Origin of the sequence: Gilliamella sp. B3464, from assembly GCF_026536145.1 — a bacterium.
Classification (GTDB): domain Bacteria; phylum Pseudomonadota; class Gammaproteobacteria; order Enterobacterales; family Orbaceae; genus Gilliamella.
In genome coordinates, this window is sequence record NZ_JAFNOQ010000017.1 from 1 (window position 1) to 18,147 (window position 18,147).

General features: G+C 35.6%; 13 protein-coding genes. All 13 read left to right on the forward strand.

Annotated elements, in window-relative coordinates; all coding sequences use genetic code 11:
• Positions 1-163: 163 nt before the first annotated feature.
• Positions 164-862, forward strand: a complete 699-nt coding sequence (locus tag J3U57_RS12290) for a hypothetical protein (protein WP_267344950.1) — start codon at positions 164-166, stop codon at positions 860-862.
• 114 nt (positions 863-976) lie between these two features.
• Positions 977-1,255, forward strand: coding sequence for a PAAR domain-containing protein (locus J3U57_RS12295; RefSeq protein WP_267344949.1), 279 nt, complete (start codon positions 977-979; stop codon positions 1,253-1,255).
• Between the two features lie 380 nt (positions 1,256-1,635).
• Positions 1,636-2,136: a type VI secretion system contractile sheath small subunit gene (tssB, locus tag J3U57_RS12300; RefSeq protein ID WP_267344947.1), complete on the forward strand. Its 501-nt coding sequence runs from the start codon at positions 1,636-1,638 to the stop codon at positions 2,134-2,136.
• Positions 2,137-2,213: 77 nt separating this feature from the next.
• Positions 2,214-3,746: a type VI secretion system contractile sheath large subunit gene (gene tssC / locus J3U57_RS12305; protein ID WP_065632985.1), complete on the forward strand. Its 1,533-nt coding sequence runs from the start codon at positions 2,214-2,216 to the stop codon at positions 3,744-3,746.
• 35 nt (positions 3,747-3,781) lie between these two features.
• On the forward strand, positions 3,782-5,134 hold the full coding sequence (tssK, locus tag J3U57_RS12310; RefSeq protein ID WP_267344945.1) for a type VI secretion system baseplate subunit TssK: 1,353 nt from the start codon (positions 3,782-3,784) through the stop codon (positions 5,132-5,134).
• Between the two features lie 9 nt (positions 5,135-5,143).
• On the forward strand, positions 5,144-5,809 hold the full coding sequence (tssL, locus tag J3U57_RS12315) for a type VI secretion system protein TssL, short form (RefSeq protein WP_267344944.1): 666 nt from the start codon (positions 5,144-5,146) through the stop codon (positions 5,807-5,809).
• Between the two features lie 11 nt (positions 5,810-5,820).
• The gene (locus tag J3U57_RS12320; protein WP_267344943.1) at positions 5,821-7,578 is read left to right on the forward strand and encodes an OmpA family protein; all 1,758 of its coding nucleotides are present in this window, start codon (positions 5,821-5,823) and stop codon (positions 7,576-7,578) included.
• 35 nt (positions 7,579-7,613) lie between these two features.
• Complete coding sequence (locus J3U57_RS12325; RefSeq protein WP_065632981.1) at positions 7,614-8,102, forward strand: Hcp family type VI secretion system effector; 489 nt, start codon at positions 7,614-7,616, stop codon at positions 8,100-8,102.
• Positions 8,103-8,177: 75 nt separating this feature from the next.
• Positions 8,178-10,964, forward strand: a complete 2,787-nt coding sequence (gene tssH, locus J3U57_RS12330) for a type VI secretion system ATPase TssH (RefSeq protein WP_267344942.1) — start codon at positions 8,178-8,180, stop codon at positions 10,962-10,964.
• 13 nt (positions 10,965-10,977) lie between these two features.
• Complete coding sequence (locus J3U57_RS12335; RefSeq protein WP_267344940.1) at positions 10,978-13,359, forward strand: type VI secretion system Vgr family protein; 2,382 nt, start codon at positions 10,978-10,980, stop codon at positions 13,357-13,359.
• Positions 13,360-14,268 carry a hypothetical protein gene (locus tag J3U57_RS12340; protein ID WP_267344939.1) on the forward strand — a complete coding sequence of 303 codons (909 nt, stop codon included), beginning with the start codon at positions 13,360-13,362 and terminating at the stop codon, positions 14,266-14,268.
• Between the two features lie 19 nt (positions 14,269-14,287).
• Positions 14,288-17,695 (forward strand): toxin VasX, encoded by a 3,408-nt coding sequence (locus J3U57_RS12345; protein WP_267344938.1) that lies wholly within the window; start codon positions 14,288-14,290, stop codon positions 17,693-17,695.
• Positions 17,696-17,723: 28 nt separating this feature from the next.
• On the forward strand, positions 17,724-18,147 hold a 424-nt coding region (locus J3U57_RS12350; RefSeq protein ID WP_267344937.1), incomplete at its 3' end, for a hypothetical protein.

Sequence of the window (18,147 nt, forward strand, 5' to 3'; positions counted from 1 at the left end):
CGAAAGCCAGCTCGAAAGCAGAATTGGCCGAAATTGAAAAACAGTATGACTTAGTGGGCAAAATGTATCCACCCTACAATATTGAGCACCAAGCATAGGTCTGCTTGTACAGCAGTTTATTTATAATTTAAACTTAAGAATAACGATAGATAAGAGGTACATCATGAATATGAGAATAATCGTAATATTAATACTTGGTGGGATAGTGTTTTTACTCACCAAGTGTGACTTTGCGCATTTTAAAGAGAAAATTCAACAAGAGTTTGATGCTTCTAACCCTAATGGTGATAAAGGGTTTTGTTTATATTTTCCGGGGGAAGGCGTTTACCCTTATACATCAATAAATACCCTTCCGTCATCTGCTGATGTATTTGACATCATGGATAATAACGATTTAAATCAATCATTACACGCTTTTAGCCAAATGGGGTTATTTAGCGAAGAGCCTACCGGTGAAGATGATGGCAAACCTATTTATCGTTATAGTTTAACCCCGTTAGGACAACAGCATATTCGTCGTCAAGGAAAGTCTGATGGCTTTTGTTTTGGTCGGATTGTTGTGCAGAGTCTTAAAAATTCATATGAGGATATGCCTCCTACTGAAGATATTACCTATATTTCTGGGAGAAAAAGGAAACGAATCTATTTTGATTTTACCATCGAGAATTTGCCTGATGACTGGTTAAAAGCCAATATGCCCTTTATCAAAAAATTATACGGGAAAAGGATGGAACAGATTTTAAGCAAAAAACAAGCGCGTTATAGTGCATTTTTTGCCAAGGAAGCCGGTGACAAAGAGTGGCATATACTAAACAAAATTGAAATTATTGATGATGCATTTTTTTTAGCACAAAGGGACTAACGTTATTAAAAAAATTGGCGGTATTAGGTATTTTTTATACAGTATTAAAGATTAATGTTGCTTGCGAATACAAATATTATTAATTATAAAATAAAAAATAATAGGAAATAAACAATGGGTAAATTGCGTGGCGTTATTCGCTTAGGCGATTCAACAGATCATGGTGGCAAAGTTATTTCGGTCTCCTCAACAACAATTATTCAAGGAAAGCCCTTAGCGCGCATCGGAGATATGGTTAGTTGCCCGAAAAAAGATCATGGTGTCAATCCCATCATTGAGGGAGAGCCAACCTTTCTTGATCAGGGTAAGGTAGTGGCGTTAGATGGTCACCATGCTGCTTGTAACAAACGATCATTTATTTCATCATCAACACGAAATGAAAACCAATTTTAATTATTTATACACTAATTTGACTTATATTAGGCTCCTACTCTATTTATCTGGATTAATTTAAACCAAATATAAAAATAAGTAACTAAAAATCTGTCTAAATTTCACACATGATCACATTTCATAAAATACATGGTTTTGATAATCGAAATAGCTTGGCAAATTATTAAACATTGTTTAAGATGTTGGTTATAAAAAATATAAATTTGTGAAAGTTATTATAGATTTAGTGTTGAATCAACTTAATCAAACCACTTATTCGAGCAGGATGCTTCATTAAAATAATAAATTATAGCCAATGGAAAAAAATAACTTTTACATAAAAATTATCTATTTTGCTTTAGTAAATATTCAAATTTAATAAGGAAAAAAAAGGAAAACATATGTCAAATAGTTATCAAAATGAAGTCCCTCCTGCTCGCGTAAATATTCATTTAGATCTCCATACTGGTGGTGCTAAAAAGAAAGTTGAATTACCGCTAAAGGTATTATCTATTGGCGATTATGGTCGGGGCAAAGACAAACGTCCATTATCTGAAAAAGAAAAAGTCTCAATTAATAAAAATAATTTTGACGCCGTGTTGAAAGATTTCCGACCTGAAGCCTCAATTAGTGTCCCTAATACACTTGCTGACGATGGAAGTGATATCAGTATTAATCTCGCATTTGAATCTATGAATGATTTCTCGCCTGAACAAATTGCAAAAAAAATCCCACAATTACGCTCATTATTGGCGATGCGCAATTTGTTAAGAGATTTGAAATCCAATTTGTTAGATAACGCTACATTTCGTTATGAGCTAGAAAAAATCGTGAAAGATGAACAGTTATCCGATGAGCTTCGCGCTGAATTAGAGGCCATTGTAGCTGAAAGTACTAAATAGATATGTTCTTTAATAACTCTATTTAGAAACTTTCTAAAAAGGAATACTGTGTTTGATACGAATGTAAGGAAAAAATGATGACTGTACAAAAAGAACAAAACAATGCAAATAAAGTAGCATTAGAAGATAACGGTAGTGTTTATCAATCTTTATTCAACAAAATTAATTTAAATCCAATTGAAAAAGCGAGCGAAATTGATAAATATGAAGATAATGACGTGTTGTCAGAATCTTCACAAGATGAACGAGTTACTATAGCTGTTAATATCCTTCTTAAACTGATTCAAAATTCTTCTCAAAAAATTGAAAAACTCGATAAACATTTATTGGATTATCATATTAGCCAAATAGATCAAAAATTGAGCCGCCAACTTGATGCTATTATGCATAATGAGACATTTCAAGAAATTGAAGCAACTTGGCGTGGATTAAAATTTCTAGTAAACCGTACCGATTTTCGTCGTAATGTGAAAATTGAATTATTAGATGTATCCAAAGAAGAACTACGTCAAGATTTTGAAGATGCTCCTGAAATTATCCAAACCGGTTTTTATCGACATACCTATATTCAGGAATATGATACACCAGGTGGTGAACCAATTGGTGTGACAATTTCAAATTATGAATTTGATCGTAATCCACAAGATATTGCTTTATTACGTAACATTTCAAAAGTTTCAGCAGCAGCACATATGCCATTTATCGGTTCAGTAGGACCTAAATTCTTTGGTAAAGAAACGATGGAAGAAGTCGCAGCGATAAAAGACATCGCCAACTATTTTGATCGTGCAGAGTACACCAAATGGAATAGTTTCCGTGATACTGATGATTCTCGTTATGTAGGGTTAACATTACCAAGAGTACTTGCGCGCCTACCTTACGGACCTGATACTGTGCCAGTGCGTAGTTTCAACTATATTGAAGACGTTAAAGGTCTTGAACATAACCGTTACTTATGGGCTAATGCTTCGTATGCTTTTGCAGCTAATATGGTACAAAGTTTTATACGCAATGGCTGGTGTGTTCAGATTCGTGGCCCTCAAGCTGGTGGACTAGTTGAAGACCTACCTATCCATCTTTATGATTTAGGAACAGGTAATCAAGTTAAAATTCCAACAGAAGTTCTTATTCCTGAAACACGTGAGTTTGAATTTGCAAACTTAGGTTTTATTCCTCTATCTTTCTATAAAAATAGAGATTATGCATGCTTCTTCTCGGCTAATTCAACACAAAAACCTGCTCTTTATGACACAAAAGAAGCCACCGCAAATAGCCGTATCAATGCGCGCTTGCCTTATATTTTCTTATTATCACGCATTGCACACTATTTGAAAGTCATTCAACGTGAAAATATTGGTGCAACAAAAGATCGTCGTGTGTTAGAGCTCGAATTAAATAAATGGATTAGCAATCTTGTTACCGAAATGACCGATCCAAGCGATGAAGTTCAAGCAGCACATCCATTACGAGAAGCGAAAGTAATGGTTGAGGATATTGAAGATAACCCAGGATTTTTCCGTGTTAAAACATTTTTAATTCCTCATTTCCAGATTGAAGGAATGGATATTAATTTGTCAATGGTATCACAAATGCCTAAAGCCAAAGCGTAATATCATTCATATAAATACTGGGAGTGTTACGATACATGAAAATTTTTCGTCCTTTATGGAATGAAGGTGTCTTTTTGACGCCTCAACAATTCCAACAACAGGCATTATGGAATCAATTTTCATCACAAAAGTTAGCCGCCATGTCGGTGGCTAATCCGTGGGGAATTGAAAAGCTGACTATAGATACGCAAGCGCTAACAGCTGATCGCCTCATGGCTGAATCTATTAGTATCCGTTTTCCTGATGGCGTGGTCATTAATACCGATATTGCAGATAAATTACCGGAAATTAGATCACTCAATACAGAAATCCCTGTCGAGCTTGAAGAGGTTACTGTTTTGGTAGGTATTGCTTTACTACAAGCGAACGGAGGCAACTGTTTACAAGATAATCAGCGCCTTGAGCGACCTTTACGTTATCGACAAGAATGGATTGAAGTAACTGACTTATTTGGTCAAAATGCTGAAACCATTGCTGTAGAGCGTTATGCCTTAACGTTTTTATTCGACTTTGAAGATCATAGTGATTACCTAACCTGCCCAATTGCTAAATTAAAGCGTGATTTAAATGGTCGATTTGTTCTAGACTTTGACTATATTCCACCACTTATGAATCTCTTCACTCAAAGTGGTGCACTATTAAAAGAATTAGAACTGCTCTGTGTTCAAATACAAGCAAAACGCCAGCGCTTAATGGGTATGCGTCATGAGCGTAATCAGCAAATGGCGGAATTTGCAATTGCTGATGTCTCTTTATTTTGGCTCTTAAATGCATTAAACACTTTTGAACCACAACTTAAGTTCTTACGGGATAATCCAACTATTCATCCGGAAAATCTTTATCAAACGCTAACTGCACTAACAGGGGCTTTACTAACATTTTCATTGGCGAATGACGTTGATGATATACCTGCTTACCAACATGAAAAACTCAATGAAGTGTTTCCTCCGCTATTTGGATTAGTCCGTAACCTGTTAGAAGAAAGTCTACCATCTCGCGTGATCAAAATTGACCTAGTTCATGACAAAGATACACTGTGGACTGGTCGGTTAAATGATTCTCGCCTTGTTGAAGATGCAGATTTTTATCTTTCAGTTCGTTCAAGTATGCCTGGTCATCAATTGCAATCGCAATTTCCTATTTTATGTAAAGCAGGGGCACCTGATGATGTAAGACAAATTATACATTCAGCGCTGTCGGGCATACCTATAAAAGCACTAAGTCATGTACCTGCGGCAATACCGATGCGTTTGGAAAATCAATATTTTGCATTGGATCTTTCAAATCAAGCAGCAAAAAATATGTTACTAACCCGATGTTGCGAATTTTATGTCCCAAGGGCAATGCCTGATATTTCAATGGAACTGTTCGCGGTTTTGCGATCTTAGGAAAACAATATGAGTATAGAACCTCAAAAAGTGGTTATTGATGAATTGCTAAGAGATTCAATCTTAGTGGTGGTACAACTTAAAGCTAAAGCAGATATCCCTTCTGGTCACAAATTATATGAACTTTGTAAACAACAAGTAATGGCCGTTAGGGAAAAATTGTTTAACGCTCAATACAGTAAAGACGTGATTGATGATATCAGCTATGCATTGTGTGCATTATTAGATGAAACAGTCTTGCTTTGTGATCGCGATAATCCTAAAAATCAAGATTACGATGAATGGTTAGGTGCACCATTACAAGTTATCTTTTTTAATACTCATAATGCCGGCAATGACTTATTTGACAAAGTTCGTGCACGATTAAAAGCAGATAAAAAAGACTTTTTAGTGTTGAGTTGTTTTGATCGTGTATTAGGATTAGGCTTTCAAGGTCGTTATCTTGATAAACCGCAAATGGAACGAGAACATCTCATTTTAGCCTTGCGCGAAGCTTTGCGTGAATATGAACCAGAGCAATCACATCCAATAATTGAACAAACACAAACTCATCGTTATTGGGGGCGAAAGACAGCCTTATTATCTTGCACTGGATTATCGATAGTTGCCGTCGTAGCGCTATATTTTGTATTAAATTATCGACTCGATACATTGATTCAACAAATTGTCGGTTAAAAGGGAGTTTTATGAGCGATTACCCTAAGCGTATCCAGATTATTTACGCAGTCATATTGAGCCTATTGTTACTATTTGTTTTTTTACCCATAACCATTGGTTGGAAGATAATTGGAACTATTGTAATTATAGTGATTGCGGGTGGACTTTTATGGCGACTAAAGCGATACCGACAAATACTTGCTTCATCAACAGCCAATATCCAATTTTTAACTCAAAAACTAGATTTATTGCCAGCAAGACAACGTTATCGTTTACCAATTTTATTGGTAACAGGTAGTGCTGCGAAGGATTTTTTCCCTAATGATTTATCATTAGCTGAATCAAATGTTTTAGTCTCATCTGAAGCGGTTTGGATTTATGTTGAAGAGTTTTCACACCTACCAATTGTCTATGATTCATTAATCTCAAAATGGCCTGACATGTTAGGTCGAGTTGGTATATTTTTAGCTATTGCACCTGAATTAGAAGACAAACAAGGATTATTGATTGCAAAGTTACAAGCTTTTCGTCAATCTTGGGTTGACACATGCCGCATTGCAAAATATCAATTACCTGTCTATATATCTACACATATTGGTTTTAATGATTTAATTTATGATGAACAAAATCCATTACCCATTTACTGGTTTCAATTAGTTAATGAGCGCTTATACTTGCTTGATCGTTATTTATCACCAATTGATAACTGGGTAAATGACATCAAAATTTCGTCTGACGAACGAGAACGTCGATTACGACTTAGACCTTTCTTGATCGAAACCCAGTCTTGGATTGAACATGTCGTATTAAGTACGCTAACAGATTCAAAACAGCCTATTACCAAATGTGTACCAACAGCGATGGCTATTTATCCTACTAATCAATCTATTACTAGCGATAACGTTATCCAAAAATTGTGGGAAAGTTTGACCACCTTACCACTTCCTAATACACATAAAATACAAGAAATCATCAGTCCACCCGATGCATTAGTTAAGTTTATGCCAATTGCATACCCATTTTCGCCAATTTGTACCATGATTTGCGGTTTAGTCATTATCACATCCCTTTTTGGAATGGGCTGTTTGGGTGCATCATTTTGGAATAACCTTAAACTTGCCGAGCAAGTTCAAAATGATATTCATCATTACCAGTTAATTCCTATGAACTCTTATGAAGAAAAACGACAAGCACTTGAACAATTAAAAAATGATAGAGCAATCTTAAATCAATACCTTGCACAAGGTGAGCCTGTTCGTTTAGGTATGGGGCTTTATCAAGGTTTACGACTTATCGAACCATTAAATATCACAATGAGTGATTATGTGGCAAAACCACCTGAGCCAGAAAAAATTATTGTCAAAGAAACTGAAGTGGTAGTCAAAGAACCACCAGTGATTCGTCTGGATAGTTTATCGCTCTTCGAAGTGGGCCAGTCAAACCTAAAACCAGACTCAAGTAAAATATTGATTAACGCTTTAATGGAAATGAAAAACCAGATTAATGCTAATCAAGGAACAGGCTGGCTTATTTTAATTACCGGTCATACCGATTCGACAGGTGATGAAAATAAAAACTTAACGCTATCGCTTGAACGAGCTGTTGCGGTAAGAAACTGGATCATCAAAACCAGTGATATTCCAGAAACGTGTTTTGCAATACAAGGATATGGGGCTAAAAAACCGTTAGTGGATAATGATACCCCTGAACATCGTGCCAAAAACAGGCGTGTAGAAATTAGTTTAATTCCTCAAATGTCAAATTGCATTTTGACGAACCATAAATAAAAATTAGTAACAAAAAAACAAAAGGAGTAAATACAATGGCAGTCCCAGCATATATGTTTCTTAAAGATGACGGTGGTGCAGAAATAAAAGGTTCTGTAACGGTAGTCGGACGTGAAGGTAGTGTAGAAGTGGTTGAATTTGATCATAAAGTTTACATACCTACTGATGGTAATACTGGAAAATTAACCGGAACCCGCGTGCACAAACCACTTGAATTTGTGAAAGAAGTCGATGCTTCATCACCTTACCTTTATAAAGCAGTGACCACTGGTCAAAACTTAAAATCTGTTGAAATCAAATGGTACAAAATTAATGATGCAGGACAAGAAGTCGAATACTTTAATACATTGATGGATGGTGTAAAAGTGGTATCGATTAAACCTGAAATGCATAACATTAAAGATCCAACTAAAGAGCAATACAATCACTTAGAACGTGTTGAACTACGTTATGAAAAAATAACTTGGACTTACAAAGATGGCAATATAATCCATTCAGACAGTTGGGTTGAAAGCCGAGGCTAATGTCGCATCGGTTGATCCTGTTATTAATAGGATCAACCATTATTGGTTACTATTAAAAGAATAAAAGGAATATTCATGATTGCTGATCCTTCTGTGTTATTAAGACGACTAAATCCCTATTGTGCAAAGGCTCTTGAGGCAGCTGCGGGATTATGCCAAACACGAGCACATACTGAAATTACTTTGGAACATTGGTTATTAAAATTATTAGAACAAGGTTCAGGAGATATTACGGTTATTGCAAGGCATTATCAACTCGACATGGATAGCATTTGGCAAGGTTTACTCAGTTATCTAGATGCATTACCCCATACAATTAATGAAAAACCCAGTTTATCATCATCGTTGATTGCCATATTACAATCAGCATGGCTACAAGCTTCATTAGAAGATAACGAAGACATGATTCGTTCTGTGCATATTTTACAGGCACTACAAAAAAACCCTCATTGTTTAAAAGCACAAAATGCATGGCAATTATTGAGTTTATCAGCTATTTCATTACAAAAAATGCGTGCAATGTTAGATGAAATGTCTGATGAAAATCCAAGTAATCAATATCGCTATTCTGCTGAAGAGCTCACTCATACAGAAGATCAATTAGATAGAGCCTCGCAAACCAATACCAGCGAAAACATGACAGAAACTAAAACATCGCAATCATCTGTTTTAAACACAAAAACTAAACAAAATCATCAACAAGCAGCCCTTACCCGTTTTACTGAAAATGTCACCGAAAAAGCCAAAACAGGCAAAATTGATCCCGTATTTGGTCGTGATGATGAGATTCGTCAGATGGTGGATATTTTATCTCGACGCCGTAAAAATAACCCAATTTTAGTAGGTGAACCTGGTGTTGGGAAAACTGCATTAGTCGAAGGATTAGCATTACGTATTGCAGAAGGTAATGTACCCAATAATCTAAAAGATGTCAGTATACTTACGCTAGACCTCGGATTATTACAAGCAGGTGCTGGTGTTAAAGGTGAATTTGAACAACGACTGAAAAATGTGATTGACGCTGTTCAGCAATCGCCAACTCCAATATTGCTGTTTATTGACGAAGCGCATACGATTATCGGGGCTGGTAATTCTGCTGGTGGTGCAGATGCGGCTAACTTATTAAAACCTGCGTTAGCCAGAGGTGAACTCAGGACTATTGCTGCCACAACATGGTCAGAATACAAACAATACTTTGAAAGAGATGCTGCACTTGAACGCCGATTCCAAATGGTTAAAGTCGATGAACCGAATGATGAAAAAGCAAACCTTATGTTACGCGGACTAAAATCCCGTTATGCAAAACATCACGGCGTTCACATTCTTGATGAAGCAGTTAAAACAGCAGTGTTACTATCTCGACGCTATATTAGTGGTCGACAATTGCCAGATAAAGCTGTCGATCTATTAGATACTGCCTCGGCGCGAGTTAGAATGGGACTTGATACCATTCCTGAATCAATAACAAAAATTGAAGCTAAAATTGATGCACTCACTATTGAAAAACAAGCGATTGAAGCGGATGCTTTGCTTGGTGAAATAACATCAACAGAGCATATAACCGAAATCGATAACCAATTAAAACAATTAACACAACACTTAACTGACGAGCAAACCCAGTTTCAAAAAGAAAAAGAATTAGTTGAAAAATTAATTGAATTACGCAAACAATTAACACCTAAAGCCGATAAAAAATTACGTAAACAACTACTTGATACTCAAAAAGAGTTAACAAAGCTACAAGGTACTACACCATTATTATCACTCGATGTTGATAGTCGCACCGTATCTTCTGTTATTGCCGATTGGACCGGCGTGCCTTTAGAAAGTTTATTAAAAGATGAACAAAGCCATTTACTAACTCTTGAAGACGATCTGCGTTCGCGTGTAGTTGGCCAAGATAATGCCCTGCATGAAATTGCCAAGCGAATTCGCGCAGCTAAAACCGGACTCACGTCAGAAGAAGCACCAATGGGCGTATTTTTACTGGTTGGACCATCAGGAGTTGGTAAAACCGAAACGGCTTTAGCATTAGCTGATACATTATTTGGTGGTGAACAATCGCTAATTACTATCAATATGTCTGAGTATCAAGAATCGCACACGGTATCACAGTTAAAAGGATCACCACCAGGTTATGTTGGTTATGGTCAAGGTGGCATATTAACAGAAGCCGTCAGAAAGCGTCCTTATAGTGTAGTTTTATTGGATGAAGTGGAAAAAGCACACCGTGATGTACTTAACCTATTCTATCAAGTTTTTGATCGTGGTTTTATGCGCGATGGTGAAGGTCGCGAAATTGATTTCCGCAACACACTAATTTTAATGACATCAAATTTAGGCAGTGACGAATTGATGACACTTTTTGAACAAATGCCTCAAGCAGATGTTGCCACTCAACATGAATTATTGCGACCAATTATTCGAGAACACTTTCAACCGGCACTACTTGCCCGTTTCCAGACTGTTATTTACACCCCGCTAAGCGACAATGCCTTACGACATATTGTGGAAATGAAGTTGAACAAAGTCGCATCTCGATTACAAAAACATTACAAAATTGATTTTAATGTTGGCAAACAGCTCTACGACCAATTAGTTACCGCGTGTTTACTTCCAGATACCGGAGCCAGAAATATCGACAGTATTTTGAATCAACAAATTTTACCCGTAGTTTCAAGCTTACTGTTACAGAATATTAACCATAAAGAAACAACGCAAACACTCATTCTCGATTTTGATGAAAATGACGGCATTATACTTGAGTGGGCTAAACAGCCAAATCAAAAAGTAAAACCGAAAAAAAATACTACTGAGAAAAATATAAAAAATAGTAGTAAACCAAAAAGTAAGGTTAAATAGATAGGGGATCAGTATGGTAAAAGCATTTAATCAGCTTACGCAGCAATTAGGTGAAGGTTTGCTCAATAAGTTACCGACTATGGGCCACAATCGCTATACGCTCATGATCGATGGCGTGTCATCTCCCATTTCTATTTTACAAATTAAAGGGGATGAACAGCTTAACCAGCCATGGCATTATGCTATTACTTTTACTAGCAGTGATAAAGGATTATTGGTTGATGATGTGTTAAATCAACCAGCATCATTTATTTTTAACCCTATAAGCGCGAATGCCTTAACCACAGTACTCAGCTCACTTAGTGCCGTGACGCCACAAAGTCATTCAAGAGTTTGTTATGGAATAATTACTGCCTTTAATCAACTATCTGTTAACAAAGATGAAGCACGATATGAGGTAGTCTTATCACCACGACTTTCCCGACTCTCATTGAGTCGAAGCAGTGCAATATTTCAAAATCAAAGCGTAGTCAGCGTGGTTGAAGAAGTACTGCGTAGCCATGGTTTTACCGGCGTTGATTATCGACTAGAGCTTAAAGAAAGCTACCCTGCACGTGAACTCATTACTCAATGGCAGGAAAGTGATCTGGAATTTATTCAGCGCTTATTAAGTGATGTGGGGATTTGGTTTCGCTTTGAAAGTCATGCTGAGCACCATTGCGATGTGTTGGTAATGAGTGATTATGAGCAAGGGTTTGAAAACGCTGGCAAAATCCCATTTAAAGCACCAAGCGACATGATAGATGGTTTACTTAGTAGTATCTGGGATTTACAGCTACAAAGTAAAATGGTTGAGCGCGACGTCACTACCCAAGATTACAATTATCGTTTAGCTGAAGCAAACCAACATTCAAACGTTAATTCCTTACCCCAAGATAACACAACCTTTGGTACTGATTATCGTTATGGTGAACACTATAAAGAGCATGGAGATGACAATAAAATTGAAAGTGGTCAGTGGTATGCAAAAATTCGTCATCAGCATTATATTAGCGATAAAGTTGTGATTCATGGTTGCAGTAACGATTATACTTTAACCCCAGGGCAACGCATAATTATTAGCGAAAACCCGATCAATGGCTTGAGTGAAGGGATAATTATTCTTACCACACAAAGTTTAGGTAACCGCAGTGAATCATATCAACTGAAGTTTACAGCTATCCCTTATAACCCATTGAAGCCTTATCGCCCTATTCAACTGCCATGGCCACAAGTTGCAGGTACAGTGCCAGCAAGAGTTACCAGTCCAGATAACGATACCTACGGCTACCTTGATACTCAAGGTCGTTATCGAGTTAAATTTAACTTTGATTTAAAAAACTGGAAACCTGGCGAAGAAAGCTTATGGGTACGACTAGCCAAGCCTTACGCTGGTAGCACTTATGGTTTTCATTTTCCACTTATTGAAGGCACCGAAGTCGCTATTGCCTTTACCGATGGTAATCCTGATCGTCCTTATATTTCGCATGCAATGCATGACAGCGCTCATCCAGATCACGTTGCAACAGCTAACAAACACCGCAATGTAATTCGAACTCCAGCCAATAATAAATTGCGCATGGATGATAAGCGAGGCCAAGAACACATAAAATTAGCTACTGAATACGGAAAAACGCAGCTAAACATTGGTCATCTTGTTAATGAAAAAAAAGAGCAACGAGGTGAAGGATTTGAACTGCGTAGTGATGAGTGGGGAGCAATACGTGCGGGTAAAGGGCTTTATATTACCAGTGAAGAACAAAGTAAAGCGAGTAATGTTCAACTGCAAATGGATAAAGCCATTAATGAATTACAGCAAGCTTGCGAACTAGTAAAAAGACTTAACGAATTAGCACAGGGGGCAGAAGCTGAATTAGCAGATTTACAATCACAAAAACAATTACTTGAACAAAGCCTACAGCAGTTAAAACAACCCGCTATTGTGAACTATGCACCTTCGGGTATAGCAAATGTAACCCCAAGTTCAATTCAACAAACAGCGGGTGAAAACATCATTCAAACAGCACAAAACAGTGTCGACATCAGTACTTTCAAACGTTTTATGGTGACAGCTGGAAATATGATAAGTTTATTTGCCAATAAAATGGGAATTAAAATATTTGCATCAAAAGGTAATATCGATATACAGGCACAAAATAATGAAATGCTTTTAACGTCCAAACAAAATATGAAAATCACAAGTACTGATAATGAAGTAATTATTTCAGCCAATAAAAAACTTACTTTAACTTGTGATGGAGTTGGAATCGTGCTGGAAGAAGGCAGTATAAAACTTATTGCACCAGGTGATGTTCAGGTTTTGGCTGCCAGTTTTAATCTTCTTGGCCCATCAAACTATAGTGCCCCACCACCAGTGTTGCCTGCTGGAACTAAATGTCGTGAGGATTTAAGGTAAATGTTACAGAATTTAATAAATGGCTTAAACGAAAACAAAACCAATTGCTATCGTTATCTACTTGTTGATGCTCTTAAATCATTAAGGGATATAGAATTGTTAACATTAGATAATATTAAAGGTGTGTTTAGCAAAGAGGATGTACAACCAGTTTTACGTTCGGATCTATATTACGATCCTAATCATTGTCCACATTTAATTCTATTAGCAAAACCTAATGAAGATATTGAATTAGAACTGATCGAACTAATGTTAAGGACAAGTCAAAAGGAACAAGAACTTTATAGACACTATATTTGTGGATGGATAAGTAGCGAATTATCCATAGATTTGCTTGCGGAAAAATTGGTTGAATATGGTAACAAATTGGGAACATTGAGCAACCCTGAGACCAATGAATTTGTTCCATTTTTTGAACACGTTCGATTACAAGTTATAAAAGAGTGTTTATTACAGGAAAATGCCACTTTATTCTACTTTGACTTTGCTGCTAATTATATTTTTTTGAATTATTATGGTGAGTTAGAAATATTAAGGAACTTAAATAACGCCAATACGTTATCTTCATTTCAAAATATATTTTTAAAAAAAGCACTCCAAAAACAACAACAACCCATATTAGTTTTTGGACTTGCCGATTTGTGGAAAGAATATGCAGACTTCTTTCCGCATGATGCTCTATTACGCAGTGCTAACCAAATAATTCATGCAAAGAGCATAGGCTTAACTAAAGGTGAAGATATCATATCATATAGTTTTTATTCATTGATGTCAGGCAAAGATCTTATGAAGTATAAAAATTTTTCTGATGCAGTCAAACTTGCTATAGAAGATTCAATAACATTAAATGAAACCTTTGAAACATTCTCACAATCGATGTGGAACGAAATTGGTATTGAAGTAGAATAAAACAATTAAGAGGTATAACATGTCACCAGTCAGTAAGGAATCAGTGTCAAGTAAATCACAAAAAATTGACTCATTAAATACCAACGGGCACGCTTGCGAAAGGCATGGCTATCCAATTTTTTTATTACGGAAATCAGCAATTAATCCTAAATGGTCTACATCCAAAATAGACGATTCCGTTATTCCTTCTTTGGATGATCGAGAGCCTGCCGAAAAATTTCAAGATCATCAATCTATATTACGACCATTAAGAGAAGGTTATGTCTATGTTTTGGGAGGCAAAAGTGAATCACAAAAAGATTATATTAGCTATTATCAAGTGGTTGAGGATGGGATTTTATTAGAAAAACGACCAGAAGATTTAGAAAAAGAAAAAAGCGAACCATTACCTGAAACTTGTACAGTCAATAATCATTTTGTACCAGCCTCATTTATTACAGTAGAGCTTAATGACAAACTATTACAAAAAAATCCTTATTTATGGATAGCATATAGTCGATACCCATGGAATAAAAAGGCACGAAACCATTATAAAAAAACCACTCAATTAGCGCGTTTTACTAAAATCGATTTAACTTCTTTTTGTCAATCCCCTACATCTAATACAAGGGGCGTCGAATTAACAAATTGGTCATTACCTATTTTAGAGTTTTTGCCTAATTTATCGGGAAAAACCCAATATCTTCCTAATTATAAAGATCGAAAAAAACAGCAAGAACTTTATGCTAACTTTGTTTCGAATTATGAAAGTAAATCAGGAAAAAAAGTAGGGGGCATAGTGTTAGAAGACCACTTAGGTCTTTTAGAAGATTTAAATTTTCAGCTTAATGTTGAAAATAATTTTACAGGTGATCAAAAACTTGATAGTAAAACAGACAAAAACAGTGAATTATACCCTTATACCTATAATAAACTTTTTTCTGAGGAAATAATTCACAAAAAAACAATAGCTGAATTAATTACCATGTACAAAGAAAGTACACAAAAACACTATCAAGATAAATCAGAGCCTGGTGATATTTATGTTTCTTATCCTACCAATATCAGTGATGTATGGAACAACAAACCGGCATATGATCATACCAGTGCTGAAGTGGATGATTTAGGAAATATTCACTATCAATTAAGTAAAGCAGGTATGGCATCGTATAAGTTTGATCAGTATTGGAAAAAACTCGAAAGTCAATTAAAAACAGGCGCATTAGAACAATTTAAACAAGAATATGATGAAAAGTTTAAGCAACTACAAGAACAAATAAAAGAAAGCCCAAGAGATTATGTACTAAATTTGCGTTGGTTTTTAGGTAAACAAATTAAAACATCAACTTATTTATCTGGTGAGAATGGCAAAGCTATAGCACTTGATGGTACCATCAAAGACGTGATATATCCTAAACAAACAATTAGTCGCTATAATGAGGTAAAATTTTGGGAAATAGAAATTGACTATAAGGATGCAGCTAATCATCAACGTAAATTAATGGACTTAAGTTACATTTTGGCGGGCGAAAAAAACAATTTTTATATTCTTGGTGCATGGGACGAGATACTTAGAGACAAAAAGGGATTAATTTATAGCGCAATAGCCGGTAATGAAAAATCATTTTGGGATATGTTAGATGGAGAAGATGCTGCAAATAAACTAGCTGATCAAGTTTTTTCTTATTTAACTGATAATGAATCGAAAGCCATTGAATCAATGGCAAGTACTATTTTAACTTATATGGGGAATGCCTTACTTCAAATGACACAATATCATCCCTCTTTTTCGTATCAAGCAGGTCATGACATTATCAACGGAACGGGCGTTAGAACAATCTTTAAACGCGATAATATACATTTTAGTGAAGTTACCGCTTATATAAAATCAGATAATATAGAACTGTTAAAAAGCAAAATTCCCTCTTCAGGTACTGTCATTACCCCAACAGAAGTTGAAAAAACATTAATGTTAAAATTCTTTATTAAAGGCAATGGCGAACAAACAAAAGAGTTAGCAGAATATTTTAATCGCGTTAACGATCAAAATGTCAATCTCAATAAATTACAAAACAAGCTAAAAAGTATACGAGCCTGCGGTGCTAATGAAATTGAAGTCATTTTTGCTAAACAAACTCAAAACTCCGCACGAGTAAGTCGTGTCATTGATATTATTAATCAAAAAAATCAGGAATGGATGCAAACTAAGGTAAAATCTGCCATCAATTTTGGTAAATTTAGTGGATTAACGTTAATCGATGTCTATTCATTGATTATGGAATATAAATCTACACAAGATAATATTAAAGAGCTTGAAAGCTTTTCGGTCGATCCAAATAGAGCTTTAAAATTGCGTAGCGATATTATAATGGGTTATAGCTCGTCAACACTAATGGCATTAAAAATTTATGGTGATTTAGTCAATAAATTTGGTAGTAAGGTCAACAATATTTTGCCAGGAATGGAGTCAATTACAGCAAAACTGGGCATTAAACAAGTAAATCAATTAATCATTAACAACTTAAAAATAATCACTAAGGCTATTGGTTATATTGGTGCTTTAGTTAGCGTTAAAGATATCATTTTTTCAATAATTGATATGAAGAAAGGATATAAAGTTTCTGGTACTTTCGGAATAATATCAGGTATGTTGACGTTAACAGCTTCTGTTTTAGTAACAATGGGGCCATTAGGACTTGTGGCAGGGCTTATAGTAGCTGGATTAAGTATACTTTGTGCGGTATTAAGTGAATATTATAGACTAACGCCGATGGAAATATGGTTTGACCGCTGCGCGTTTGGGCTGCGAGAAATTGATGATGGTCAAAAACAACCTTACCCATTAACCCTAGTTGGATTAAAACAAGCTATCAATGATTTTATAATTTGTGCTCAAGGCATTAAGGTTAATTTAAAACTTCAATACAGCACGCTAATGGGACTTGATTATAATTCGCCAACCGTTATGTTAGTGATGGAAATACCCAATTTTAATGAAACTACCAGCAGATATGAAGGTATAGTAATTATTGATGATACATCTTCACAACAAACTATGATAAGTTTTAGTGGTGAAGGTGAAGAATTTAAAATGACTAATCTAGCAACTCATCAAAAGAATGGATTATTACCACTTAACAATTCGATAACTGCAATAACTAATGAAGGTGAACCAAAAAGTGGAGTGGAACTAACTGAAAAAAGCAATAAAATAGGGGATGAGCATGATGGAAATAATTCAATTCAAACAATAGGTAAACTAAAAGTAAGGAAAAAATTGCTAGAGCTACCTTCTACCAATGGCTTAAAGGTAAGATTATTACTTAATTATATTGCCGATACAACAGCTGCCAATGTAGAACCTTTAACTATTGAAGATCAATTAGTCACCAGTTCGGTAATAAATACAGTATTATACGAAACACCTGATCCAATACCAATGTATTAAGTCCAATTAGGCAAAGGAATCAATAATTATGTTTAACAGTACACGCTACACACCAGAAATTTATGGTTGGACAAGAGATTTAGAAAAATCGATTAACCGTTATGATTCAGGGGTTCGCTTAAAAAAAGATAAACAAGGAAGGCCTTATTTAAAACAGATGCGATATGCTGATGATACCTATTGTGAACTGGGGCGATTTAGCAATGGTGAAAGAACCAACAATATTTTATTTGGTTTGCTGCTTTTTATTGGCATGTTGATTTCTGTAGGAGCAACTTTATATTTATTAATTCTAGACATTAACGAAGGCAATATTGGGCTGGCTTTTATTTGGCTCTGTGTTATTGTTTCCATTATCCTTTTTTTTAGCATTTGTACTTCTGGTTTAACCATCCGCAGTTTATTGTTACCTGCCGATATTCCTGTCCGTTTTAATCGACAAACTGGTAAAG